Below are 24,174 nucleotides of genomic sequence, written 5' to 3'. Positions count from 1 at the left end.
CCGTCCTGGAAAGAAATCCTTCTTATCTCATCGTCCGAAAAGATTCAGTTCTATTGCGACCAAGGTCGACGCTATAGTTCGAAGCGAGATGCACATCGGGGGCTGGGCTACCACGCTTGGCCAACCGTGTCACAAGATTCGCAGCGGAGAACGGCATGGATGCAGCAAAGCAACTGGTGCACGCGCGTGAAGTTGGCCTCAAGACCGGCATGGTGCTGCAAAAGCGCCTGAAGAATGCGCAGGAGGCCTTTAGTGGCCGCGTGCAGCAAGCCGTTGGGGAGCCGGGCGCCGGCCCGATCAACCCGATGGCCGGCATGGATCCGATGAGCAGCTATGCCTATGCCATCGACAGCATGCAGCGTGCCATCCTGTTCTGGGACACGCTCAGGCAACGGGGCAACAACTTTGTCGAAAACACCATGCAGGGGCTCAAGCCGGTCCTGCATTTTGGCTACGAGACCGTTCTGGATGCCCGCCAGTTCGAACGGCCCGTCAACTACGCGCTGTTGAAAATTATCCCGCCCGATGGCGTGACGATCGATGATAGCCGCCGCCCTTACGTCATCATCGATCCGCGTGCCGGCCATGGCCCGGGCATCGGCGGTTTCAAGGACGACTCGCAGGTCGGCGTGGCAATGCGTGCCGGCCATCCTGTGTATTTTGTCATCTTCTTCCGCGATCCCGAGCCGGGACAGACCCTGCTGGACGTGTGCGAGGCCGAGCAACAGTTCATCAAGAGAGTGCGTGAACTGCATCCACACAGCGCCAAGCCAGCCATCATCGGCAATTGCCAAGGCGGCTGGGCTGCGATGATGCTCGGCGCCTCGGACCCGGGCGACACCGGGCCGATCGTGATCAACGGCGCGCCGATGTCGTACTGGAGCGGTGCCTGGAGCGAGGGCGAAGGCGACAACCCGATGCGCTATTCCGGCGGGCTCCTGGGCGGCACGTGGTTGGCGTCGTATACGGCGGATCTCGGCAACGGCAAGTTTGACGGCGCCTGGTTGGTACAAAATTTCGAAAACCTGAATCCGTCCAACAGTCTCTGGGACAAGTACTACAACCTGTACAAGAAGGCCGATACCGAGCCGCCGCGCTTTCTTGAGTTCGAACGCTGGTGGGGTGGCTACTACCTGATGAACCGCGAGGAGATCGAATGGATCACGCGCAACCTGTTCGTCGGCAACAAGCTGTGGGGTGGTGAAGTCAAGAACGCCGGCGGCAAGGCGTTCGATCTGCGCGAGATCCGCTCGCCCATCGTTTTGTTTGCCTCGATGGGCGACAACATCACGCCGCCGCAGCAGGCATTCAACTGGGTGGTGGACATCTACGGCAGTACCGAGGAGATCAAGGCTCGCGGCCAGGTCATTGTCGGCATGATGCACCGGAGCGTCGGCCATCTCGGCATCTTCGTCTCCGGCAAGGTCGCGCAGAAGGAGCACGCACAGATCGTCTCGGTGCTCAAGAGCATCGAACTGCTGGCGCCTGGGCTCTACGGCATGGTCATCCATGAGCGCAAGGGTAGCGATGGCGTGGACTATGAGGTCCAGTTCGAGGAGCACTCGCTCGAGGAAATCGCCAGCAGGCTTAACCGCTTTGAGCGCGCCGACGAGAAGCCGTTCGAGACGGTCGCCAACCTGTCGGACTTCACGCAGCGCGCCTACGAGCTGTTTGCGCAGCCTTACGTCCAGGCGGTGTCCAATGAGATGACAGCACGGGTGCTGCGCGAATTCCATCCGCTACGCATGCAGAACTGGCTGTTCTCGGACCTGAATCCGTGGATGGCATGGTTGAAGCCCGCCGCCGACGCGGTCCGGGCCAGCCGGCAAACGTTGGAACCGGATCATCCGCTGCGGCAGCAAGAGCAGGTGGGCGCGGAAATGCTCAGCGCCGGTTTGGACGCATACCGGGCCGTGCGCGATGCGATGACCGAATACACCTTTTTCAACGTGTACGCCAACCTGTTCCCGTTCCAGCCAAGGAGCGAGCCTACCGCCCGCGCGGGTACCCCGGCGGCGACCGACCCGCATGACCTGCCGGAAGTCAAAGCGGCGCTGGCCGCGGTCGGGCAAGGCGGATACGCCGAGGCCATTGCCCGGCTGGCCTGCCTGCTGAGCCGCAGGGGTGAGCCCCTGCCGCTGTCCAGGCTGGAGCTGCGCAAGGAGCTGGTCACGGACTACGCCGATCTGCTGCCGGAACTTGAGCCGGACGCCTGGCGCGAGATCCGCGGCAGGCAGGAGCTGATCACGCGGTACGCGCCCGAACAGGCGCTCGCGACGCTGCCGGCCTTGCTCAGGTATCAGGCCGACCGCCAGCGGCTGCAGGCGCTGGCGGAGAAGCTGCGTGTCGATGAGCGCCTGCTTGGCGCCAGGCCCACTGTCGAGCAGGCGGCAATGCTGGAGCGGATCCGCACGGCGCTCGGCGCCACGCCGGAACGCGTCCGCGGCGCGGCCGCGCCGCTCACCCGCGCGTCCTAGCGCGCCGCGGCTGGCACACGCCTCGCAGCCGACCGACACCGACGACCCTGACGCAGGAGTAGCCCGTGAACGCCAAGCATGAGAAGTACCAGCGCCTGATTGATTACTGCAAGGCCATGCCGCCTACACCGACCGCGGTGGCGCATCCGTGCGACCAGTCTTCGCTGGAAGGCGCCGTAGAGGCCGCCCGGCTGGGCCTGATCGCGCCGATCCTGGTTGGGCCGCGTTCCCGCATCGAGGACGCCGCGCGCGCGGCCGGCATTGACATCCGCGAGTACCCGATTGTCGATGCCGAGCACAGCCATGCGGCGGCGGCTGCCGCAGTGCAACTGGTGCGCGAAAGCAAGGCAGAGGCTCTGATGAAGGGCAGTCTGCACACCGATGAGCTGATGGGAGCCGTGGTCGCGGGTAACAGCGGCTTGCGCACCGGCCGGCGCATCAGCCACTGCTTCGTGATGGATGTGCCCGGCCACGAGGACGCTCTGATCATCACCGACGCTGCCGTCAATATTGCCCCGACGCTTGCCGAGAAGGCCGGCATCCTGCAGAACGCGATCGACCTGGCCCATGCCTTGCAGGTCAAGGAGGTCCGCGTGGCGATCCTGTCGGCGATGGAGACCGTCAACCCGATGGTTCCGTCCACACTGGATGCCGCCGCGCTGTGCAAGATGGTCGACCGCCACCAGATCACCGGCGCGATCGTCGACGGACCGCTTGCGCTGGACAACGCGATCAACCTGGACGCGGCGCGGATCAAGAAGATCGACTCACCGGTGGCCGGGCGCGCCAATGTCCTGTTGGTGCCTGACCTGGACGCCGGCAACATGCTCGCCAAGAGCCTGACCTTCCTGGCCGGCGCCGACGCCGCAGGCATCGTGCTGGGCGCGCGCGTGCCCATCATCCTGACCAGCCGTGCCGACTCGGTCATGACCCGGCTGGCGTCGTGCGCGGTGGCCGCGCTGGTGGCCAAGGCACGCCGCGAGTCCGGCCAGGTGGCGGGGTGATGCCATGGCCGAACTGATCCTGGTCCTGAATGCGGGTTCGTCGAGCATCAAGTACTGTGCTTACAATACCCATGACGATGCACTGAGGCTGGTGCTGCGCGGGAGCATCGAAGGTCTCTACGCGGCACCGGCATTCCACGCCACCGACGCCGCGGGCGCTGAGGTCGAGACCAGGCGGTGGGATGCCGGTACCACGCTCGGGCACGAGGGTGCCATTGCCTTCCTGGCGGACTTCCTGCGCGGCCATGGGGAAGGGCATACGCTGAGCGCGGTCGGGCACCGGGTGGTGCACGGCGGGGTACGCTTCACCCAGCCGGAAAGGGTGACCGACGCGCTACTGGCAGAGTTGGACTCGCTATGCCCGCTCGCACCCCTGCACCAGCCACACAACCTCAAACCGATCCGCATCCTTGCCGAGAGGCGCCCGGAACTGCCCCAAGTAGTCTGCTTCGACACCGCCTTCCACCGGGCGCAGCCGGAAGTGGCACAGGCATTCGCATTGCCCGCGGAGATCAGCGCGCGCGGCGTCAGGCGCTACGGCTTCCACGGACTGTCCTATGAGTACATCGCCAGTGTCCTCCCGAGCGTTGATGCGGGTGCGGCGGCGGGCCGCACGATCGTGGCCCACCTCGGCAACGGCAGCAGCATGTGTGCGCTGGTGGCGGGGCGCAGCGTGGCCAGCACGATGGGCTTCACTGCGGTGGATGGCCTGCCGATGGGAACTCGCTGCGGCAGCCTCGATCCGGGCGTCATCCTCTACCTGATCAGCGAACTCGGCATGGATGCCCGCGCCATCGAGGACCTGATCTATCGAAAATCCGGTCTGCTTGGCGTCTCCGGCGTGTCGAGCGACATGCGCGCGCTGCTCGCCAGCGACGATGTGCAGGCCCGTTTTGCCGTCGAACTGTACACGTACCGCGTCGCCCGGGAGCTTGGTTCGCTGGCCGCCGCCGCACAGGGGCTGGACGCGCTGGTCTTCACCGCTGGCATCGGCGAGCATGCCGCGCCGATCCGCGAGCGCGTATGCCGGCTGGCGGCATGGCTGGGGGTGAGTGTCGATCCCGCGGCGAACGCCAGCGACGGACCGCGCATCAGCTTAGCCTCGGGCAATGTCCCGGTCTGGGTCATCCCGACCAACGAGGAACTGATGATTGCCAGGCATACCCGGGAGGTCCTGGCGGCACCCGCTCGATGACCACCGCTACAGCCGACCAAGCCAGCGGCATGGTAGCGACCGCTCGCTGGCAACAATGAATCCATGAGAGAGTGACATGACTGCAGCGCAACAACTGCCTATCCTCGCCAACGCCCGCGCACTCGTCTGTGGGATTGCGAACGAGCACTCCATTGCTTACGGGTGCGCCAAGGCCTTCCGCGAACTGGGTGCCGAGGTGGCGATTACCTATGCCAGCGAAAAGGCGCGCCAGTTTGTCGAGCCGGTGGCGCAGGAGCTTGACGCTTCCATCTTCCTCCCCCTGGATGTCACGAGCCAGAAGGAAATGGACGAGTTGTTTGCGCGGATCGGGGAGCAGTGGGGAAAGCTCGATATCCTGGTGCATTCGGTGGCCTGGGCGCCGAAAGACGATCTGCAGGGCGGCCTGCTCAATTGTTCGGCCGAAGGCTTCGCCAAGGCCATGGATGTGTCCTGCCACTCCTTCGTGCGCATGGCCCGGCTGGCAGCGCCCCTGATGGGCGATGGTGGCACGATGTTCACCATGAGCTATCACGGCGCCAACAAGGTGGTGCCGAACTACAACGTCATGGGCCCGGTGAAAGCCGCCCTGGAAGCCGTATCACGCTACCTGGCGTACGAGTTGGGCCCGCGCGGCATTCGCGTGCATGCGATCTCGCCCGGGCCGCTGCAGACCCGCGCTGCGTCCGGGCTTAAGAGCTTCGATTTGATGCTTGCTGACGCTGTGGAACGCGCTCCACTTGGCGAGCTGGTCGATATTATGGATGTGGGATACACCTGCGCCTTCCTGGCCACGCCTTACGCCCGGCGGTTGTCGGGCGAAACGCTGTATGTGGATGGCGGCGTCAATATCATGGCGTGAAACGCAGCGCTCGTTGACATCGTGGGAGGAAAAGGGCGTACGAGGAAACTAAAGTGGGTTGACGGCACAAGGCTCATCCAGCCGGTTCAAGAGGGGATGCATGATGCCTTGCCATGGCATCGAGGTTTGGGAGCCTCGGCTGGCAGCCTCGCTCTCAAGGCCCTCAAGGGGCAAGAGGTACGACTCTATTTCTCCCGCCCCATCATCCCATGAGCAGTACAAGGAATTGCTGCAACTCCTTCAGTTCCAGATCGGATCTTCCTTCTGCATCTGATCCTTGGTCTTCTTCATCCAATAGGAACCGATCTGGCGCTCGGTGACGTGACCCTGTTTTTTTACGTCGATCTTGTCGAAACTTTCGTAGACCTTTGGCATTCCCGCCTGAGCTTCGTCACGAGTCAGCTTGCCGTCATGATTGGAATCGGCAGCCTTGAATCGCTCGGCAATCAGAGCCTTGGCCTGGGCCGTAGTCGGGGGAGCTTTCGGCACCTCGGCTGGCGCCGCTCCCTGTTGGGATCCTTGTGCCGGCTGGGCGGCCGCGCCTATAGAAATCAGTCCCATCAGGACTGCGAAACCAACTGCTGGCAATTTGCGCACGGTCATGTCGCTCTCCTCAGTTCATTATGTGTGTTTGGACCTTTGGCACGGAAACGACTTCCATTCGAGCTTCTGTGAGTCTTGGCTCACCCAGCATTCTAGGCGCTCGTAGCGGAGACCGGGGGGCAAATTGATTCCGGTCGGACTGGCGCGACAATACGGCTCGATGGCGGCGATGTCGTGCGTAATCGTCTATGTTCGATATCGGGAAAACTGCGCCGGATCAGCTATTATCAAATGCTGCGGGGGAGTGATTCAACGAGCTCGCTTTCATTCCTTACGACTCCGTTGCCATGCAAGCCAAGTCTGACGTGACAAACTTCGTCCCGTACAACGTGCCCCTGTGCGACGGACGGGAAGTGCTGGTGCGGGAGATTACCGAAGACGACAAGGTCGGCCTGTTAGCGGCATTTAACAGACTTTCTGCCGATGCGCGTTACGCCAGATTCATGGCTGCCATGCAACAGCTGCCGGAAGCGATGCTCGAGCAAGCGACGCATCCGTCGGCTGAGCGCGAGTTTGCGCTGGTAGCGCTTGCCACGGAAAACAAGGTGTCGTCTATTGTGGGTGGCGCACGCTACGCCGCCGCGCCGGGTAGCGATACCTGCGAGTTTGCGGTGACTGTCGCCGATGACTGGCATCGACTCGGCCTGGCCAGCCGACTGCTGGGCACACTGATCGACATCGCTCGGAGCCGCGGCTATCGATGCATGGAAGGCTATGTTTTGTCGTCGAATACCGCCATGCGGCGACTGGCTAAACGTTTTGGATTTGCCGATTTAGCGTGTCCAGACGATGCCACGCTGCGCGTGGTGACGCTTGCGCTTTAAGGCAGCGAGAGTAGTGCCAGGTGCAAGCGTCTTGCTGCGATGTCTTCCGTTTGACGTGATCTATATGAACGCGTGCCCTTTGCGCTAGCTCCTCGCGTGCTCGGTTAGACAGGAATCGCGCCTGGAAGAGCTTTGGACTGGGACGCAAGTACGATTACTCCGCGTGGGACGATCAGCCAAATATATGTCCCATTTTGTCAAATGAAGGTGAGTGCCACTTAGTGGAATCCGGTGCCCTATGCAGCCAGTTCCGCCGGTTGGGGCACGTCGCCCCGTTGCTCAAGGCCTGGGAATAAACTTGCGCACGCTGCAACGCCAGCTCGAAAGCGCCGGAGAGGTCTTCTCCGACAGGGTCAATGGCGTAAGGCGCGATCTCGTCATCCACTACATGGACAACGGAAGCCTCTCGCTGGGACGCATTGCCGAGCCGCTCGGGTACTCCGCTTATGGCTCGTTTTTCCGTTGGTTCACTGCGCAGTTCGGGATGACGCCGACGCGGTGGCGCGACACTAAACCTGCAGACCGGGGAAGGCGCGGCAAATAGCCGCAATGGGACGCCCGGGTTTCCTCTGGCAGGTCCTGCTGTTCTTCCGCTACGGAGGAGCTGGAAGCGGCGGGGGCGCTTCGATCCGCCGTCCCCTCCGCCACCGCCGCCCCCCGCATCTGGCAGTCTGGTCTCACCTTTTCTACCAAGGGAACGATCCCTCTAATCCGTGTCGAGCGACGAGCAGTCCCTTCCTGCTACAAGCCATGTATGTAGCTCACCGATGCCCTTTACATCAATTGGTCCTCGCGCTTCCAACACAAATGGCTTGCCCAGCTTTTGCCGGGTGGCTTCCGTGACCTGCACACAGCCGGATATACCGTGGGACTCCATCCGGCTCGCAATATTGACCGTTTCGCCCCACAGGTCATAGATGAATTTTCGCCTGCCGATCACGCCGGCGATGACCGCGCCGCTGTGAATGCCAACCCGCAACTGCAGGCCGTAGCCGCTTCGCGCATTGAACCGACTCAGGGACTCCATCATGTCCAGTGCCATATGAGCAGCCCGGACGGCGTGGTCTGCCGCAGGGGCGGGCAGACCGGCAGCGGCCATATACGCGTCGCCGATCGTCTTGATCTTTTCGAGCCCGCGGTTGTCGGCGATATTGTCAAAGTCAGCAAATATCTCGTTGAGTACCGCCACCAGTCTCTCGGGGCTCAGGCCGGGAGAAAAGCGGGTGAACTGCACGAGGTCGGCGAACAACACCGAGACCGCCTCGAACCTGTCGGCGATGACTTCCGGCGGGCTGGCGGCGATGAGATCGGAACGCAGCTTCAGTCGCTCGGCGATGGGAGACGGCAGTACATTGAGGAGCAGCCGCTCGGTGACCTGTTGCTCGCAAACAAGCTTCTCGTAAAGGCGCCTGAGCTCATCGCTCTGGCGAACGATTGTCTCCCGGCTCGCTTCCAGTTCCTGCACCTTGCGCTCGAGTTCCTTGCCGTACTGCAAGGACTCACTGTGCAGCAGGCGCACCTCCAGCATGTTCCGCACCCGCATCAGTACCTCGCCGAGATCGAATGGCTTGCTGACAAAGTCCTTCGCGCCAGCCTGCAGTGCGCGCAGTTTGTGGTCGGGTTGGGCGGTGACAACGATCACCGGAAGGTAGCTGTCCGGCTGGACGACCTTGAGGTCCTCCATGACCTCGAACCCGTCCATGCCAGGCATCTGGAGATCCAGCACGATCAGGTCGTAGTGGTTCTTGCCGTGTAGCTCGGAAACCATGAGCGGATCGGTGGTTGATTCGACACTGGTATATCCGGCCGCGCGCAGCATCCTTTCAAGCAGCAGGACATTGGCCTCCAGATCGTCAACGATCAGGATTTTTGCGGCCAGGATGTCCGATGGGTGGATCATGGCAAGCCAGTTCGCGGGACTCGGTGCTAGCCCTGCGCAATCGATCGTCGCGGTTGCTCCAGTGCGGCGTTCAGTGCATCCATGAATTCGTGGATCCTGATTGGCTTGGTCAGGTACCGGAAAAATCCTGCCTTCATGCCCCGCTCGATGTCGCGTGGCATGGCATTGGCACTGAGCGCGATAACCGGAATATGCATTGTCATCGGGTCTTCGCGCAGGCGTCCCAGTGCTTCGATGCCATTGATGTCCGGCAGATGGATATCCATCACGATCGCATCTGGCAGGGAAGTGCGCGCGAGCTCGACTCCGAGAATCCCGGTGGCCGCCGACAACAACTGCACGTCTGCCCGCCGGGCGAGGAGTTGCTCCAGGAGCTTGAGGTTGGCGGGGTTGTCTTCCACGTACAGCAAGGTGTGCATCGTGGACGAGGCTTCGATTGGCGACCGGACAGGTGCGGTGACCTCCGCGCTCTCGCCAGCCATTGCGGGAGGCGCGGCAGCAGGCAGTTCGACCCGGAACATGCTGCCCACGCCAGGCGTGCTTTCGGCGTCGATGGTTCCACCCATCAACTCGGCCAGCCGCTTGGCCACCACGAGACCGATGCCGGTGCCTTCCACGGGGCCTGCCTCGTGCCCCAGCCGATTGAACGGCTGGAATAGCTGGGCCAGCCGTTCCGGTGTCAACCCTGCGCCGGTGTCGCGCACGCTGACGCATACGCGATGCTCCGTCGTCGTCACCTGCACATCGACTGATCCCTGGTCCCGGTTGTACTTGATGGCATTGGAAAGCAGGTTGAGCAAGATCTGCTTCAGGCGGGTTCGGTCGGCACGGACGAAGCAGGGGGCTTCACCTGCGGGAAAACGCATGCGGACCGCGCGTTTCAGTGCCTGCTGCTCAAGCATTGCGTGGCACTCGCGCAGGGTGTCGATGACTGATACGGGCTCGGGGGACAGCGACGCGTGACCGGCTTCTATCCTGGCCAGGTCAAGAACTTCGTTGATGAGCTCAAGCAAATGCCAGCCCGCTTTCAGGATATGGTCGATGCTGGCCTGCTGCGACGCAGTCGGAGGCGGAGACTCGGAGGCCATCAGTTGCGCAAAGCCCAGGATGGCGTTCAGCGGATTGCGCAACTCATGGCTCATGCTCGACAGGAACTCCGACTTCGCATGGTTGGCGACCTCGGCAGAGGCCTGGGCCTGCTTCAGCGCTTCGATGTCGGTGCTGGATGCAAGCCACTTTACGATGTTGCCGTCAGCGTCCTTCAATGGTGACCCGCGTTCGAGGTGCCATCGGTAGGCGCCATCGGATGCCCGTTTCAGGCGATATTCGATTTCGTACTCGCAGCCTCTCGCCACTGCGTCTGCCCAGTGACCGATATTGCGCGCGAAGTCCTCGGGGTGGACGGCCGATTTCCAGGCGCCGGAGCGGGTTTGCTCAAGACTGAGGCCGGTATAGCTCGTCCACCGTCGGTTGCAGTAATCGATCCGGCCATCCGCATCGGCGGTCATGATCATGTGAGGGATGCCGTCGGCGAGCAGCCTGAAGTGCGGCTCGCCCTGCCTGAAGTCGAGGGCGGAAGGACGATCCTTTCCCGATCCGTCATGAGGCTGCCTGCGCATGATTTGCCCCCGCAGTCGGCGGTCTGGCGCCTGCGCGCAAGAGGCGATGGCAGGTCGGCCGGAATCCGCGTCATGAAGGAAAGCATACTCGCAGCCACTGCCGGTGCAAACCGGCATGCGCGGGGAAGTCCCCGGTCAACTCGCGAGTCGACAGTGCGCCACTTGGGGCGGCTCAGCCGAGGCTGGATGCCACTTCAATGCCGCGCAGAACACAGATACGGCTCAACATGTCGCTGGCATGGCTCAGGAAGCCCTGGCGTGCGCGTCCGGACAGCGTGACGGGTTTCATCAGCAAGACGCTTAGCGGGTTCTGCGGCACGTCGTTGAAGCGAAGCTCGTAGTGCAGATGCGGTCCGGTCGCCCAGCCGGTCTGTCCGACATACGCGATCAGTTGCCCCTGCGTGATGCGCTGGCCGGGCTGGATGCCAGCGAAGCCGGACAGGTGCGCATAGTACGTCGAGTAGCCGTCAGGATGCTTGAGGATGACGATGTTGCCGTAGCCCGTCTGCTGGCCGACAAAGTTAACAGTCCCGTCCGCTGTGGCGAAGACCCGGGTTCCTGTCGGGGCGGCAAAGTCGACACCCTTGTGCTTGATCCATTGGTGGTGCACCGGGTGGTTGCGCCAGCCGAAGCCAGACGACAAGCGCGAGAACTCGACCGGCGAGCGGAGAAACGGGCGCGCCATGCCCCGTCCGTCGAAGGTGTAGTAGGCACCGGAGTTGCTGCCATCTGCGCCGTCATACCACAGGGCCTGGTAGAGCTGGGCGCGGTTGACGAGTTCGACGGCCACGACGCGACCGTTGCGCACCAGTGCACCGTCACGGAAGCCCGCCTCATAGACAATGCGGAAGCGATCGCCCTGGACGATGTCGTGCTGGAAATCGACCACGCCCGAGAAGATCGAGATCATCTGCCGGACGATGTCGTCGGGCACCTTCGCGGCATCCATCGTCCTGAAGAACCCATTCGCGGTGATGGTGCCGGAACGCATCTCGTAACGCAGTTCGTTCCTGACCGCCTGCAAGTTCGCCTTGAAGGCGGGCTTCTGTAAGTCGCCAGCCCGCCGGATCAGCAGTTCGCGCGAGGCGGTGGAATTGCCGGCAACGAGGGCGCGCAGCGAGACCAGCAGCTTGTCCTGGTCGACCTCCGCCTGGACGACCTGGTCCGGCTGGAGGTTGAAAAGGGTGCGCGCCGCCGGATCCCTGGAAATGAACTGCTGTGCGTCGGGATCTTCCACGCCGAGCCGTCTGAGCAACGTGGCGATCGTGTCGCCGCGTCGCATGGGCTCCTCGTGGATGTAAGTTGCACCGGCATCCGCCAGCTTTTCGAGCTGGTCGCGCACGTCGGGCAGTTGCAGGGCTTCCAGCCGGCGTGGCGCACCAGGGTCATGGTGGGCGCTGCGCGGCGCCACGCCCATGGCTGCCGCCATGCAAAGCATGAGGACAGCCGCCAAGCCGGCTGGCAGCCAGGACGGTGTGTATCGGCGCATTCCCCGTCTCCTGTCTGACCCGCGCATCTTGCCGACTACCCTTGCTGCCCCGTCGGGCCCTATCGGGCGCCGATCTCCCGGCGCTCAGGCGACATCCTGGCCAGGTAGCGGGCCACTGCCGGGATGTCTTCGTTCGACAAGGCGGCGGCAATGCTGTCCATGGCGCCGGACGCGTCATGGCGTTTGCCGCTCTTGAACGCGGCAAGCTGTTGCCCAAGGTAGCTCTCGCCCTGGCCGGCGAGGCGTGGTGCCAGGTCCTTTCCGGTCAACCCTTCGGCATGGCAGGCCTGGCAACTGCGCGCCTGGACCACAGCCTTGCCGCGCGCCTCGAGCGCGGCGCTGGCCGTGACATCCGGGCTACCTGTGGGCGCCTGCTTTGCGTAATAGGCTGCCAGCAACCCGATCTGCTCATCCGTCAGGTTCCTGGCGAGCGGCCCCATGGTCGGGCTGTCGCGCTGCCCGCTGGCGAAGGCGCGCAACTGCACCTCGATAAATGCCGCCGGCTGGCCGGCCAGGGCAGGGTACTCGGCATTGCGGGACTCACCGCGCGGGCCATGGCAGGCGAAGCAGGTCTCCGGGAATTGCGGCCAGCGTCCACCATCGGTCTGGCTGGCCACGGCCTGGTTATCCAGTGCCGTCCCGAACCGGTGATAGTCCACGAGGTCGGGAACGATGAAGGCGGCCACCGCCACCACGGCCGCAGCCGCCACGAGAACAAGGCGCTTGTATTTCATTCATGCCTCCCGAACGGGGTATGCCAGGGCGCCCAGCACTTGCAGGGCGGCGCGGTGGCCGGAACGCACGGCACCATCCATGGCGCCGGCCCAGATGTCGGCCGTCTCGGTGCCAGACCAGATCAGCCGCCCTGTCGGCGGATGCAGGTACTGGCCCAGCTTCGTCCAGAAGCCCGCCGGCATCGGGTTGATGCAACTCATCGACCAGTTATCGACCTTGCCCCAGTCGAGGTCGTGGTATTGCGTCGGCTTCAACGCCTTGTCCCCGAACGCCTGGGCATAGATGGCCGAGAGGATGCGTTCGGCAGCCTTGGGCTCGGCGGGCAGGAAGCCAGGCTTGACGAATGCGCTGATCACGCCGACCGAGCCGTCTGGCGGCGAGTTGTCGACCGACCAGATCAGCGGGCCGTCCAGCGGCACAACCTGCCCGTTGAATCCCTTGTCGCGCCAGAAGGGCCGTGCATAGACATGCGCCGTCTTGCGCATGGGCGCGTGCGCCGGCCAGAACCGATGCAATTGCGCGCGTCCGGCGGGCAGCGGCGGGTCGAAGACGACCTGCTGGCATAGTGCCGGATTCAGTGCGGCGATCACGTGGCGCGCCCGTACCACGCCCTGGTCGGTGTGCAATTCGACAATGTCGCGATTCCAGCCAACGATCTTGCGTACCGGGCAGGACAGCCGCACCTTGTGGCCAAGTTCGCGTGCCATCCGGATGCTGAGGATCTGCGCGCCGCCGACGAAGCGCGTCTCCTGGGCGCCGCCCTTGATCCTCTCAAGTGTGTCGTAGTCGCTGTTAGCGCTGTTGATCACCGACAGGTAGTGCAACAGTCCCAGTTGCGCCGGTTGCGCGCCGAGCGACAGGGTTGCGGCCAGGCTGAAGGAGAATTTTTCCTCGTTGCTCAAGTCTTGCCGTGCCAGCCAGTCGCCGAGCGACAGCTTGTCTAGTTCCGCCGCGTTTGCCGCTGTCCAGGGGGCGCCGCTGGGTACGCGGCGCGCCAGCTCGCTGAGTTTTGCGGCGACCTTTCCCTGGGCGCCGACGCCGCCCTGGAGATCCTGCGCCACGCGCACGTCGCCGGCCAGGAACACGGTCTTGCCCTGGTAATAGGTTTCGAAGGTGTCGACGCCGAGCTCGCGCGCCAGGTCAGCAATGGCGGTCTGGCCGGGCCCGATCCACTGCCCGCCGGCTTCCGAGACCACGCTGTTGCCAAGGTCATGGTTGTAGGTGCGGCCGCCGACACGGCTACGTGCCTCCAGGACGACGAACGTGTCACATCCGCCGCGTTTCAGGTCGCGTGCGGCGGTCAGGCCCGCCAGGCCGGCACCGATGATCGCGACATCGAGCACGTCGCGCCCCGCAGATGCGGCGCCGGCGCCCTTCACCCGCGGCGCTGCACTCGCTGTGCGTGGTGTGCCTGCCAGCAGCGTTGCAGCGCTAGCCGCCGCAGCCGCGCCGAGGAGGCGGCGTCGGGTCAGTGCGACTGTGTCGCGGTTCACGATGTCTGCCGGTGCGGCATCGACTTCCAGCGCATCTTCACGTGTCTTCGCGTGCATTGTTAGGACAAAAGTTAAATGATTGGCATGCTCGCGGCAAATATAGGTCAACAACACAAACAAGTCAAAATTATGAGTCACGAGCCCAAGCTGATTCCTGCGTAGGCGAGGAGAGTCCATGTGGGATAGGGAATACCCGCCCTTTTACTTCTGACTTATCTTTGTCATCATGACCTAACGTTGGTAGGTTGTTCTACAAACGAGGCGACCGGAAGCGCACGTGACCGGGCGCCGGGCTTAATGAAGAATCAGGAGAGCATCCATGGATGAATCCAAGCGCAGGGCCTTCGATGAGGACGGTGCCGTCCTCATCGAAGGCTGTCTCAACGCGGAACAGTTAGCCATGTGCAGGCAGGTCTTTGACTGGGGCATCGAGAACCCGGGGCCCAACGCTCATAGCCTGTTTGACGGCTCCGTGCAACGGTCGCACGTCGATAACGCCAATCCATTCGCAAAGGGGCGGCTGGATGAGCTGGTCGCCTCGCTCCCGTTCGGCCAGCTGTTCGCCGATCTCTGGGGCTCTAAACATGTCTGGTACTTTGCGGAAGAGTTGTTCCTCAAGCAGGGAGGCCGGGCCGGGCGCTCGCCCTGGCACCAGGACACCTCCTACCTGCCCTGGGGGGGAAAGCACTTCGCCAACGCGTGGATCAGCTTCGAGGCGGTCCCAAAGCGTAATGCGCTGGAGATCGTCAGGGGCTCATACCTGGGTACGCGCCACGACGGCAGCACCTTTCAGAACCCCGACGACCCGACCGAGCCGTTGCACGGCGGTGGGGTCTGGCCGCGGCTGCCTGACATCGAGGCCGAACGCCGCATCGATCCCAATGCCTACGACATCCTCTCCTGGGCTACGCAGCCGGGAGATGTTCTGCTGCTGCACCCGGGTTCGCTGCACGGCGGGGGTGCTGTCGACGCCGATTTCCCGGACCGCCATACGCTGGTCTTGCGCTTCTTCGGCGACGACGCGGTCTTCAGTCCGTTGCCGGACCACAGCGATTCGGGCTTCACGCCGGCGGGTGTGCTGTACGTCGAGGAGCTGGCATCGCTGAAGGCCGGTGATCCCTTCCGTGCGCCATGCTTCCGCCAACTCATCTGATAAACGATACCGACATCATGACAACCACGACGATGAAACGGCAGCCGGTCATTCCGCCCGGCACCCAGCCGCTCTACGACGCCTACCATTTCGCCCCCGCAACCCGCGTGGGCGACACCATCTGGGTGTCGGGCCAGGTTGGGCTAGACGCAGCGATGAAGCCCGGCGAGGGCATGGAGGCACAGGCTCGGCTGGCCTTTGCATCCCTGAAAGCGGTCCTCGAAGCGGCAGGCGCAAGCCTGGAGGATGTTGTCGAGCTGACGACCTATCACACCAACCTGCGGCAGGAAATCGAGGCCTTCACGAAGGTCAAGGACGAATACCTGCCTAGCCGTTATCCGTCCTGGACTGCGGTGGGGGTGACAGAACTGGCGCTTCCCGAGTTGTGCATCGAGATTCAGGCGGTGGCGGTAGCTGGCAGCGGCGGCGCCTGAGCCTGGTTGTCCTGCGCGCGCCTCGAGCGCAGTCGAAGTCCGTGGATCACGGTTTCCAGAGCTGGGCAGGCGGGCCTGCACTGCCGGGACGGTCAACACCTGTGCCCGGCCGTGCGGCCTTGAGGACCTGTGTATCTCCAGCACAGCCTCGGGCGGCATGGGGCATCGCCGGATCACTACGGCGGTCTGACTGACAGCGTTGGCTTGCGGCTTCCGGTGCCACCCCAGCAGCCGCGAGCCGTGCCTCGTGCCATTGGTTCGCCGCTGCGCACGGTACCGGGTGCGTTTGCGAGCATCGCAGCCAAACGCGCAGGGAATACCCTAGCTCTTTTTTTCTTTTGTTCTTTGTCACTGTTACCTAAGTTTGGTAACGTGTTCTACCAAAAAAACGACACGAAGCGAGGCACTTCGCTGTCATGCCAGACAGGAGACTCAGATGAGATACAAGACGTTGTTCCTCAGCGTGACCCTTGCGTTCGGCGGAGCGGCCTATGCCGCGGCCTCCGAGCAGGACGTGGGCCGCCTCGGCAAGGACCTCACTCCGGTAGGTGCCGAACGGGCTGGTAACAAGGACGGGTCGATTCCGGAGTGGACCGGCGGCGACATGAAGGCACCGGGTGGCTGGAAGCCCGGCACGGCGCGCCCCGACCCGTACGCGAATGACAAGCGCGTGCTTTCGATCGACGCGTCCAATGTCGACAAATACAAGGACAAGCTTGCCCCCGGACAGATCGAAATGGTGAAGACGATCCCGGGCTATCGGATGGACGTCTATCCGACCCACCGTTCCTGCGGTTTCCCCAACTTCTTCTACGAGCGGACGAAGAAGAACGCAACGACGGCGAAGCTTGGCGCCAACGGCCAGGACCTCGCCGAGGCGATCGGCGCCGCCGTGCCGTTCCCGATTCCGCAGAACGGCGCCGAAGCCATGTGGAACCACAAGCTGCACTGGAAAGGAGAGGGATTCCAGATGAGCTATGCGGGCTACATCCCGCCGAAGGGCACCGACAGCATTGGGGAGCCGCTTGGCCAGCAGGAATGGCAGATGTCGCCGATGTGGTCGCCGTCGAACAAGGGCGTCGACGACGCCCGCGGCATCGAGAGCCTGTACCTCAACACGTTTACCAGCCCGCCCTCGATCGCGGGGGATGCGACCCTGACGCAGTACAAGTTCTCCGAGGCTAACGACGTCTGGCTGTACTTCGCGAGCCAGCGCCGCGTGCGCCGGGCGCCGACGTACCAGTACGACGCTCCGCAGCTCAACACCGAGAACCTGCTGACCGTCGACCAGTACATGCAGTTCAACGGCCCACTAGACCGCTACGACTGGAAGCTGGCCGGCAAGAAGGAGATGTACGTGCCCTACAACACGTACCGGGTCAACTCTTCGGCGAACAAGGTCGACGAAGTCGTCAAGCCGAAGTTCCTCAGCCGCGATCTCACGCGCTATGAGCTGCACCGGATGTGGGTGGTGGAGGCCACGCTCAAGCAAGGCATGCGGCATACCTTCCCCAAGCGCGTGTTCTACATCGACGAGGACACGTGGACGATCCTGGTGGAGGACATGTACGACGCGCAGGGCAAGGTCTGGCGCACCACCGAGATGGGTCCCTACATGGCCTGGGAAGTGCCGGCCTGCGTCTGGGCGGCCAATACCAGCTATGACCACCAGACCCGCCGCGCCGTGCTCGACCGCGTCGTCGCCGGCCACAAGGAGCCTGACTGGCTCGCCGCCAGGGAAGGGCGCCTGAAGGAGAAGACCTTCGAGCCGGACGGCCTGCGCCGGTTCACCACACGATAAGCCAAAAAAGAGAACCACGGGGAGACAGGCATGAAACTGCGTGATGTTGCAGCAGCGGCGGCGCAAGCCGCCGCGGGGAAGCGAATGGAACGGAAGCTGGCCCGCTCGGTGATCGTAGGCCTGCTGGCAATGGCGGATGCCGGCTCGGCTTACGCCGCACAGTGGACGCTCGACAACGGCTGGGCGGTGGCCTTCGACTCGACGGTCTCGTTTGGCGCGGCGATGCGAACGTCGAAGACGAACTGCAGCTTTGTCGGCAACGACAACGGCGGCTGTGTCGGCGACGCGCCAACGCCGCTGCAGAAAAGCAACCCGTCTGTCTTCTCGTCGAACCTGGACACGCTGCGCCTGAACCAGGACGACGGCAACCTCAACTACAAGCGCTGGCAGCCGGTCTCGGCCAATGCGCAGTGGACCAGCGACCTCTATGTCAAGGGCACCAACGGGTGGAGCGGGCTGGTGCGCGGCGTCGTCAACTATGACTTTGCGACCGCCCACACCAGACGAACCGATCTCGACTCGGATGCGCGGAACTTCGCCACCAGCGACCCGCGTCTGCTCGACGCCTACATCACCAAGGAATTCGACGTCGGCGACCAGCAGGCGCGTGTCCGGGTCGGCAACCAGGTGCTGAACTGGGGTGAAAACCTCTACATCCCGGGCGGTATCAACGCGATCAACGCGATCTACCTGCCGTCCGCGCACCAGCCGGGAACGCCGCTTAAAAATCTGTTCATACCCGCGCCCATGGTCTCTGCGAGCACTTCACTCGGCAAGGACCTCGGCCTGGAGGCCTTCTACCAGTGGAAGTGGAACAGCTTCAAGTTCGACGCGCCCGGGACCTTCTTTTCGACCAGCGACTTCCTCGGCAAGGGCGGACGAGGCTTCTATATCCCGACTTCAGCCGTCAACGGCGCGCTGGCTGCGTCAGGGCTGGACCCGCTTCCCAACGGCACGATCGGCGACACGGGGACCCGGATCCTCGGCATCAATCCCGCGACCGGGATGCCCTACAACCGCCGCCTGAGCACCGGGGAGCTGGCGAACCCCAATACCAACCCGGTCGGGCCCCTGGTCGGCACCGGCACCTTCATCCCGCGCGGCCCGGACAACAAGCCGGACAACAATGGGCAAGGGGGGATGGCGCTGCGCTACAAGTTTCCCGACAGCGGCAACGAACTCGGCCTCTATTACTACCACTACAGCGAGAAGGTGCCGTTCGTGAGCTACCAGGTGGTCAACACGACGAGCAACCCGTTCGGCTGGCAGGCGTCGCTCGACTACGGCAAGAACCGCGACCTGTTCGGCCTCTCGTACAACTTCCAGGTTGGCGAATGGGCGATCGGCACCGAGTTGTCATACCGTCCGCGGGACAGCGTCGCCATCGATCCGACCACGGTCATCGATCCGGCCAACCCCTACTACTGCAACGCGCTGGCCGATTTTTCGGTCAAGCCGGTCGGAAGCAGTTGCCGCGGAGCGATCGACACGCAGCACTATCAGCTCCACCTGACCGGCATCCACATCATGTCGCCTTCGGGCTCGTTTGGCTGGCTGCTGCGCGCGTTGGGCGCGTCCGAAGGCACGATCACCGCGGAAGGTGCGCTGGCGTACTACCCGAAGCTCAGGCTCAACGCCGGGATACCGTATGCGGTCACCGCCGACTACACGCTGCCCACCAAGCTGTCGGCGGGGATGGTGCTGGCAGCCTCGGTGACCTACCCCAACATCTTCGGCACGCGGGCGTCGCTGTCGCCGGACATCGCCGTCATGCAAGGCATCGGAGGCTATTCGGCCACGGCGCTGCCCGGCTTCATCCGCGGCGCGGGCGCCGCGGTGATCGGCGCGACCCTCGACTTCAAGACGAAGCCGGAGACAAAGATGCGCCTCGACTACACGCACAACTGGGGCGGTAGCGGCAGCAACCTGCTGCGCGACCGCGATTTTGTCTCCCTCAGCATGACCACGTCCTTCTGATGCTTTCACGCCTGATAACCCGTCTGGAAGCGGCCCTGTTCGGGCACCGCCTTCCTTTCCTGCTCGCACTGGCAGGATTCACCGCCTTGATGGGCGTGCTCGGCGCGAAGCTGCACCTCGAAGCCGGCTTCGAGAAGCAGCTGCCGCAAGGCCACGAGTACATCAAGACCTTCGAGCAGTTCCGTGACAAGCTCTTCGGCGCCAACCGGCTGACCATTGCCGTGCATGCCCGCCAGGGCGATGTCTGGAATGCGGCGACGCTTACCCAGGTCCTCAAGGTGACGGAGGCCGTCACCTATCTTCCGGGCGTGGATCGCACCAGCGTGACGTCGCTGTGGACACCGAATGTCTTCTTCACCGAGATCACCGAGGACGGCTTCCGGGCAGAGGCGGTGGCAGGCGGGGATATCGTGCCGGAAAAGCTCTCCGCCGATGTCATCGACAAGATGCGTCAGCGCACCATGGCCGGCGGCCATTTCGGGACCCTGGTCGCACGCGACCAGTCCAGCGCGCTGATCACCGCCGAACTGGCCGACGTCGATCCCCGTACGGGCAAGAAGCTCGACTATATCCAGTTCAACCGCCTGCTCGAGGAACAGATCCGACGACCGTTCGAGAACGACCAGGTCGAGATCGAGATCATCGGCTTCGCCAAGCAGATCGGCGACATTGCCGACCGCGGAGCGGACGTGACGCGCTTCTTCGGCATCGCCTTCCTGCTCACCGGGCTGGCGGTCTACTGGTACTGCCGGTCGGTGCGCCTGACCCTGCTGCCGCTCGGCTGCTCGCTTGTGTCCCTGGTCTGGCAGTTCGGCACGCTGCACCTGCTGGGCTATGGGCTTGACCCGCTCGCCATCCTGGTGCCGTTCCTGGTGTTCGCGATCGGTGTCTCACACGGTATCCAGCAGATCAACTTTATCGTCCGCGAGGTCGCCCAGGGTACCGACTCCGCCATTGCAGCCCGGCGCAGCTTCACCGGCCTGCTGATTCCTGGATCGCTGGCGCTGATCACCGCGCTGGTGAGCTTCGTCACACTTACTCTCATCCCGATCCCGATGATCCGAGAACTGGCGATCACCGCGGCCATCGGCGTGGGCTACAAGATCGTCACCAACCTGATGATGTTGCCGGTGGCGGCGTCGTACTTCCGGTTCACGCCGGAGTTCGCGAAACGGGCGCTGGCGCGGCGCGAGAGTCATAGCGGATGGCTGGGGGCGGTGGCCCGGATCGCCCAGCCGCGGAACGCACTGATCGTGACCATCGCCGGCGCAGTGGTTTTCGGCCTTGCGTTCTGGCAGAGCCAGGACAGGCACGTGGGCAGTCTCCAGGCCGGGGCGCCGGAATTGCGCGCGGATTCCCGCTACAACCTGGACGTCGCCGCGATCGTCAGCCGCTTCGACGTCGGCCTGGACTGGCTCACCGTGGTGTTCGAGGCCACGCCCGATCGCCATGGCGAGGTTTGCTCCCGCGCCGACGAGTTCCTGTTCGTCGACGACTTCGCCTGGCGCATGGGCAGCGTGCCCGGCGTGGTGTCCACCGATTCGCTGGCCGCCCAGCTCAAACTCTACAACGCCGGCATGAACGAAGGCAGTCCGAAGATGGCCACCGTGACGCGGGACCCCCGCGGGCTCGGCTCGCAGTTCCAGGGCGTGAACAACCGCATCGCCGGGCTTTCGTCGAGCGACTGCCGAGTACAAGGCGTCAACCTTTATCTGCCCGATCACCGCGCCACGACGATCAAGACCGTGGTGGCGGCGGTCAAGCAGTTCCGCGAGTCCAACCGGCTTGATGGCGTCACGGTCAGGCTGGCAAGCGGCAATGCTGGCGTCCAGGCAGCCACGAATGAAGTGCTGGAGGCCAGCGAGCTGCCGATGATGCTGTACGTCTACGCAGCCATCCTCATTCTGGTCTTCCTTGTGTATCGGGACTGGCGGGCGATGGTTGCGTGCTGCCTGCCGCTGACCGTGGCCACGTGGATTGGCTACTGGTTCATGAAGGAGCTTGAGATCGGCCTGACCGTAGCGACGCTGCCGGTGATGGTGCTCGCGGTCGGCATCGGCGTGGACTACGCCTTCTACATCTACAACCGTCTGCAGGTACAACTGGCAAACGGTCTTGCGTTTACCGACGCGCTTGCGGTCGCGCTGAAGGAGACAGGGCTGGCGACCGTATTCACGGCCATTACGCTCTCGGTCGGTGTGGCGACCTGGATGTTCTCGAGCCTTAAATTCCAGGCCGACATGGGGGCTCTGCTGACCTTCATGTTCCTCGTCAACATGGTCATGGCCATCACCCTCCTGCCCGCGTTCGCGGCGGTGCTGGAGAAGTTCTTTCCCCGGCGCGGCCCAGTGCGCATGCCGGAAATCCTGAAGCACTGAGACGCAAGTAGGCGTCAATCTCCCATGAACCTGCACCGATTTTTACCTGTTGTCGCGATCGCCTTGGGCGTGGTGTGCCCGTCGCGGGCGGTGGAGACCGCTGCCGCAGCTCCGTGGCCGACCCTGGAGCCGGCCCGGCAGGTGTCCAATGCGGTCGCCGCACCGCTGCTGGCGTCTGCGCGTGCCGGCAACCGCGTGGTCGCCGTCGGCGACCACGGCGTCATCCTCCTTTCTGATGACGGCATCAAGTTCCGGCAGGCAAGGATGGTGCCGGTCCGCTCCCTGCTGACTTCCGTTCAGTTCATCGATGCGCGGCGCGGCTATGCGGCGGGGCACGATGGCGTTGTGCTTGGCACACAGGATGGCGGCGAGACGTGGAGGCTCTTGCGTGCCGAGCGGGGCGCAGAGCAGCCGATCCTTTCGCTCTACTTCGACAGTCCGGAGCACGGCATCGCCGTAGGGCTGTACGGCTGGGCTATCGAAACCCGCGATGCCGGCCGGACCTGGTCCGAGATCAAGGTGGAGGCGGGCGAAAACGCGGACCGTCACCTGCTGCACATGTTCGGATCCGGCCGCGGATCGCTCTTCATCGCTGGCGAAGGCGGCACCATCTTCCGCTCCGCCGACAGGGGCAAGTCGTGGCAGGCGTCGACCACTGGCGACAACGGCTCGCTGTGGTACGGGCATTCACTTCCCGACGGCTCTCTTCTGGTCTGCGGCATGCGAGGACACCTGTATCGCAGCAGCGACGACGGTAAGACGTGGCAGCGCGTGGACTCGCATACCACCCAATCGCTGACCGGGATCGCGGAGCTTGCTGACGGCCGCATTGTCATCGTCGGCATGGCCGGGACCGTACTCGACAGCAAGGACGGCGGCAAGACGTTTTCGGTTACGCAGCGCGCAGGGCAGGAGTCCCTGACTGCAGTGCTAGCGAACGGTTCGCGGCCGCTGCTGATGTCAATGGCGGGTCCGTTGCAGGACGACGGCCCGGACCGGCGCTAGGCACCCACAAGTATCGTCCAGTCGTCCCGTCAGAGGCGGCATTCCTTCCAACCCAATCACTTGTCAGACACAACTCTCAAGGAGACAAACCATGGCAAAGCACCCCGTCGTCGTCTATGGCGCAAGCGGCTACACCGGCATGTTGATCATGGACTGGCTGATCGACCAGGACATCCCTTTCACGGCGGTGGCGCGCAACGCAGCCCGGGCGAAGGAAATGATGGCGCAGCGCGTCGTGCGCCTGGAATCGGCAAACTATGAGCTGATCGAGGCGGACCACGACGTCGACACCCTGGTCAATGCCTTCCGGGGCGCGAAGGTGGTGTGCAACACCGTCGGCCCATTCTCCACGGTCGGGCTCGTTGGCGTCGAAGCGGCGCTCAAGGCGGGATGCCATTACCTCGACACCACGGGTGAGCAGCCGCACATCCGCCGGGCGCGCGATCAATTCGGCGACCTGTACCGGCAGGCCGGGCTGCTGCTGTCGCCGTCCAATGCCTACATGTACACGTTCGCCGAGATTGCCGCGGAGCTGGCGCTGGAGACACCCGGCGTCGACGCGCTGGAAACCGCGACGTTGGCGCGCGGCCCGCGTAGCGGCGGTGCCGGCGTGAGCGTGGGTTCGACCGCGACGATCTTTGAAGGCTATCGCCACGAGGCTTGCTACCTGTGGGAGAAGAAGCTGGTGCCATATGCGGCGGATGCGTCGTTCAATGTGGTCGATCCTGCCCTCATGCAACCGGTGTTCTGTCTGCCGTGGGGCGGTACGTCGCTGCCGGTCTACTTCGAACACGATCCGCGCGTACGCAGCTGCATCTCCAGTGTCGGTTTTTACGACAACAACGCGATGCAGACAGTGCATGCGCTGGGCAAGAAGTGGGAAGCAGAGTACAAGCACCTGCCCCGCGAGCAGCAGGACGCGGTGCTGAAGCAGATCGTTGATTCGACCACGCCGGCCATGCCGCCAAGGGAACGCACTACGCTGCAGCGCACCGTCGATTTCGCAATCGGCCGCGGTCAGGTCGCTTCGGTGCGGGCGACCGTGCACGGGACCACGCCATACATCGCCACCGGGGCGATCCAGACGGCAGGCGTCATCAAGCTGCTCGACGGCGACACCGCAAAGGTCGGCTTCGCCTCCGGCTCGAAGGCCTTCGGGCACCGCTACCTGCTCGGCTTCCTCGAGCAGCGCGGGCTGGCTCGGGCGACGGTTTCGCATCTGTAATTG

19 protein-coding genes are annotated in these 24,174 nt (G+C 63.7%); 13 read left to right on the top strand and 6 right to left on the bottom strand.

Going from position 1 to position 24,174, the window contains the following annotated elements; genetic code table 11:
• Positions 1-155: 155 nt before the first annotated feature.
• The 4 genes from AC3WRI_RS02900 (at position 156) to fabI (ending at position 5,535) form a co-directional block, all read left to right on the top strand.
• The gene (locus AC3WRI_RS02900; protein ID WP_492292550.1) at positions 156-2,477 is read left to right on the top strand and encodes a DUF3141 domain-containing protein; all 2,322 of its coding nucleotides are present in this window, start codon (positions 156-158) and stop codon (positions 2,475-2,477) included.
• Between the two features lie 65 nt (positions 2,478-2,542).
• Complete coding sequence (locus tag AC3WRI_RS02895) at positions 2,543-3,481, top strand: phosphate acetyltransferase (protein WP_011617357.1); 939 nt, start codon at positions 2,543-2,545, stop codon at positions 3,479-3,481.
• A 4-nt stretch (positions 3,482-3,485) separates the two neighbouring features.
• Positions 3,486-4,676, top strand: a complete 1,191-nt coding sequence (locus tag AC3WRI_RS02890; RefSeq protein ID WP_492292549.1) for an acetate/propionate family kinase — start codon at positions 3,486-3,488, stop codon at positions 4,674-4,676.
• Between the two features lie 76 nt (positions 4,677-4,752).
• Positions 4,753-5,535 (top strand): enoyl-ACP reductase FabI, encoded by a 783-nt coding sequence (gene fabI / locus AC3WRI_RS02885; protein ID WP_011617355.1) that lies wholly within the window; start codon positions 4,753-4,755, stop codon positions 5,533-5,535.
• Positions 5,536-5,775: 240 nt separating this feature from the next.
• Here the strand turns inward: fabI and AC3WRI_RS02880 are convergent, their stop codons facing one another.
• The gene (locus AC3WRI_RS02880) at positions 5,776-6,138 is read right to left on the bottom strand and encodes a CREC-EF hand family protein (protein ID WP_011617354.1); all 363 of its coding nucleotides are present in this window, start codon (positions 6,136-6,138) and stop codon (positions 5,776-5,778) included.
• A gap of 287 nt (positions 6,139-6,425) precedes the next feature.
• Here AC3WRI_RS02880 and AC3WRI_RS02875 point away from each other — a divergent pair, with 287 nt between their 5' ends.
• Together AC3WRI_RS02875 and AC3WRI_RS02870 are read left to right on the top strand one after the other, a co-directional pair.
• The gene (locus AC3WRI_RS02875) at positions 6,426-6,962 is read left to right on the top strand and encodes a GNAT family N-acetyltransferase (RefSeq protein ID WP_011617353.1); all 537 of its coding nucleotides are present in this window, start codon (positions 6,426-6,428) and stop codon (positions 6,960-6,962) included.
• 238 nt (positions 6,963-7,200) lie between these two features.
• Complete coding sequence (locus AC3WRI_RS02870) at positions 7,201-7,506, top strand: helix-turn-helix domain-containing protein (RefSeq protein WP_492292547.1); 306 nt, start codon at positions 7,201-7,203, stop codon at positions 7,504-7,506.
• Positions 7,507-7,668: 162 nt separating this feature from the next.
• Here AC3WRI_RS02870 and AC3WRI_RS02865 read toward each other — a convergent pair whose 3' ends face one another.
• From AC3WRI_RS02865 to AC3WRI_RS02845, 5 genes are all read right to left on the bottom strand, one after another.
• Complete coding sequence (locus AC3WRI_RS02865) at positions 7,669-8,862, bottom strand: adenylate/guanylate cyclase domain-containing protein (protein WP_492292545.1); 1,194 nt, start codon at positions 8,860-8,862, stop codon at positions 7,669-7,671.
• A gap of 26 nt (positions 8,863-8,888) precedes the next feature.
• Positions 8,889-10,481 carry a PAS domain-containing hybrid sensor histidine kinase/response regulator gene (locus AC3WRI_RS02860; RefSeq protein ID WP_439669165.1) on the bottom strand — a complete coding sequence of 531 codons (1,593 nt, stop codon included), beginning with the start codon at positions 10,479-10,481 and terminating at the stop codon, positions 8,889-8,891.
• Positions 10,482-10,653: 172 nt separating this feature from the next.
• Positions 10,654-11,970 (bottom strand): peptidoglycan DD-metalloendopeptidase family protein, encoded by a 1,317-nt coding sequence (locus AC3WRI_RS02855; protein WP_439669164.1) that lies wholly within the window; start codon positions 11,968-11,970, stop codon positions 10,654-10,656.
• Between the two features lie 59 nt (positions 11,971-12,029).
• Positions 12,030-12,704, bottom strand: a complete 675-nt coding sequence (locus tag AC3WRI_RS02850; protein ID WP_058698867.1) for a c-type cytochrome — start codon at positions 12,702-12,704, stop codon at positions 12,030-12,032.
• Positions 12,705-14,255 (bottom strand): flavin monoamine oxidase family protein, encoded by a 1,551-nt coding sequence (locus tag AC3WRI_RS02845; RefSeq protein ID WP_234788305.1) that lies wholly within the window; start codon positions 14,253-14,255, stop codon positions 12,705-12,707.
• A gap of 262 nt (positions 14,256-14,517) precedes the next feature.
• Here AC3WRI_RS02845 and AC3WRI_RS02840 point away from each other — a divergent pair, with 262 nt between their 5' ends.
• From AC3WRI_RS02840 to AC3WRI_RS02810, 7 genes are all read left to right on the top strand, one after another.
• Positions 14,518-15,351, top strand: a complete 834-nt coding sequence (locus AC3WRI_RS02840; protein ID WP_058698868.1) for a phytanoyl-CoA dioxygenase family protein — start codon at positions 14,518-14,520, stop codon at positions 15,349-15,351.
• 17 nt (positions 15,352-15,368) lie between these two features.
• On the top strand, positions 15,369-15,785 hold the full coding sequence (locus AC3WRI_RS02835; RefSeq protein ID WP_041687650.1) for a RidA family protein: 417 nt from the start codon (positions 15,369-15,371) through the stop codon (positions 15,783-15,785).
• A 436-nt stretch (positions 15,786-16,221) separates the two neighbouring features.
• Positions 16,222-17,586 (top strand): DUF1329 domain-containing protein, encoded by a 1,365-nt coding sequence (locus tag AC3WRI_RS02830; protein WP_492292544.1) that lies wholly within the window; start codon positions 16,222-16,224, stop codon positions 17,584-17,586.
• Positions 17,587-17,616: 30 nt separating this feature from the next.
• Positions 17,617-19,563, top strand: a complete 1,947-nt coding sequence (locus AC3WRI_RS02825; RefSeq protein ID WP_492292542.1) for a DUF1302 domain-containing protein — start codon at positions 17,617-17,619, stop codon at positions 19,561-19,563.
• Positions 19,563-21,941, top strand: coding sequence for an efflux RND transporter permease subunit (locus AC3WRI_RS02820; protein ID WP_492292540.1), 2,379 nt, complete (start codon positions 19,563-19,565; stop codon positions 21,939-21,941). Before AC3WRI_RS02825 ends, AC3WRI_RS02820 begins: the two co-directional genes overlap by 1 nt.
• A gap of 24 nt (positions 21,942-21,965) precedes the next feature.
• Positions 21,966-22,946, top strand: coding sequence for a WD40/YVTN/BNR-like repeat-containing protein (locus tag AC3WRI_RS02815; RefSeq protein WP_492292538.1), 981 nt, complete (start codon positions 21,966-21,968; stop codon positions 22,944-22,946).
• Between the two features lie 91 nt (positions 22,947-23,037).
• The gene (locus AC3WRI_RS02810; protein ID WP_492292537.1) at positions 23,038-24,171 is read left to right on the top strand and encodes a saccharopine dehydrogenase family protein; all 1,134 of its coding nucleotides are present in this window, start codon (positions 23,038-23,040) and stop codon (positions 24,169-24,171) included.
• The last annotated feature ends 3 nt before the right edge of the window (positions 24,172-24,174 follow it).

This window comes from Cupriavidus sp. FW305-27 (assembly GCF_058787995.1).
Note: the sequence above shows the minus strand (reverse complement) of the source record. Positions and strands in the feature narration are given on the sequence as shown.

Excerpts from the sequence above, each read along its gene's own strand:
- AC3WRI_RS02880 (WP_011617354.1), bottom strand. The coding sequence starts at position 6,138 with ATGACCGTGCGCAAATTGCCAGCAGTTGGTTTCGCAGTCCTGATGGGA.
- AC3WRI_RS02840 (WP_058698868.1), top strand. The coding sequence starts at position 14,518 with ATGGATGAATCCAAGCGCAGGGCCTTCGATGAGGACGGTGCCGTCCTC.
- AC3WRI_RS02865 (WP_492292545.1), bottom strand. The coding sequence starts at position 8,862 with ATGATCCACCCATCGGACATCCTGGCCGCAAAAATCCTGATCGTTGAC.
- AC3WRI_RS02815 (WP_492292538.1), top strand. The coding sequence starts at position 21,966 with ATGAACCTGCACCGATTTTTACCTGTTGTCGCGATCGCCTTGGGCGTG.
- AC3WRI_RS02870 (WP_492292547.1), top strand. The coding sequence starts at position 7,201 with ATGCAGCCAGTTCCGCCGGTTGGGGCACGTCGCCCCGTTGCTCAAGGC.
- AC3WRI_RS02835 (WP_041687650.1), top strand. The coding sequence starts at position 15,369 with ATGACAACCACGACGATGAAACGGCAGCCGGTCATTCCGCCCGGCACC.
- AC3WRI_RS02850 (WP_058698867.1), bottom strand. The coding sequence starts at position 12,704 with ATGAAATACAAGCGCCTTGTTCTCGTGGCGGCTGCGGCCGTGGTGGCG.
- AC3WRI_RS02890 (WP_492292549.1), top strand. The coding sequence starts at position 3,486 with ATGGCCGAACTGATCCTGGTCCTGAATGCGGGTTCGTCGAGCATCAAG.
- AC3WRI_RS02860 (WP_439669165.1), bottom strand. The coding sequence starts at position 10,481 with ATGCGCAGGCAGCCTCATGACGGATCGGGAAAGGATCGTCCTTCCGCC.
- AC3WRI_RS02825 (WP_492292542.1), top strand. The coding sequence starts at position 17,617 with ATGAAACTGCGTGATGTTGCAGCAGCGGCGGCGCAAGCCGCCGCGGGG.
- AC3WRI_RS02830 (WP_492292544.1), top strand. The coding sequence starts at position 16,222 with ATGAGATACAAGACGTTGTTCCTCAGCGTGACCCTTGCGTTCGGCGGA.
- AC3WRI_RS02875 (WP_011617353.1), top strand. The coding sequence starts at position 6,426 with ATGCAAGCCAAGTCTGACGTGACAAACTTCGTCCCGTACAACGTGCCC.
- fabI (WP_011617355.1), top strand. The coding sequence starts at position 4,753 with ATGACTGCAGCGCAACAACTGCCTATCCTCGCCAACGCCCGCGCACTC.
- AC3WRI_RS02820 (WP_492292540.1), top strand. The coding sequence starts at position 19,563 with ATGCTTTCACGCCTGATAACCCGTCTGGAAGCGGCCCTGTTCGGGCAC.
- AC3WRI_RS02810 (WP_492292537.1), top strand. The coding sequence starts at position 23,038 with ATGGCAAAGCACCCCGTCGTCGTCTATGGCGCAAGCGGCTACACCGGC.
- AC3WRI_RS02855 (WP_439669164.1), bottom strand. The coding sequence starts at position 11,970 with ATGCGCCGATACACACCGTCCTGGCTGCCAGCCGGCTTGGCGGCTGTC.
- AC3WRI_RS02845 (WP_234788305.1), bottom strand. The coding sequence starts at position 14,255 with ATGCACGCGAAGACACGTGAAGATGCGCTGGAAGTCGATGCCGCACCG.
- AC3WRI_RS02900 (WP_492292550.1), top strand. The coding sequence starts at position 156 with ATGGATGCAGCAAAGCAACTGGTGCACGCGCGTGAAGTTGGCCTCAAG.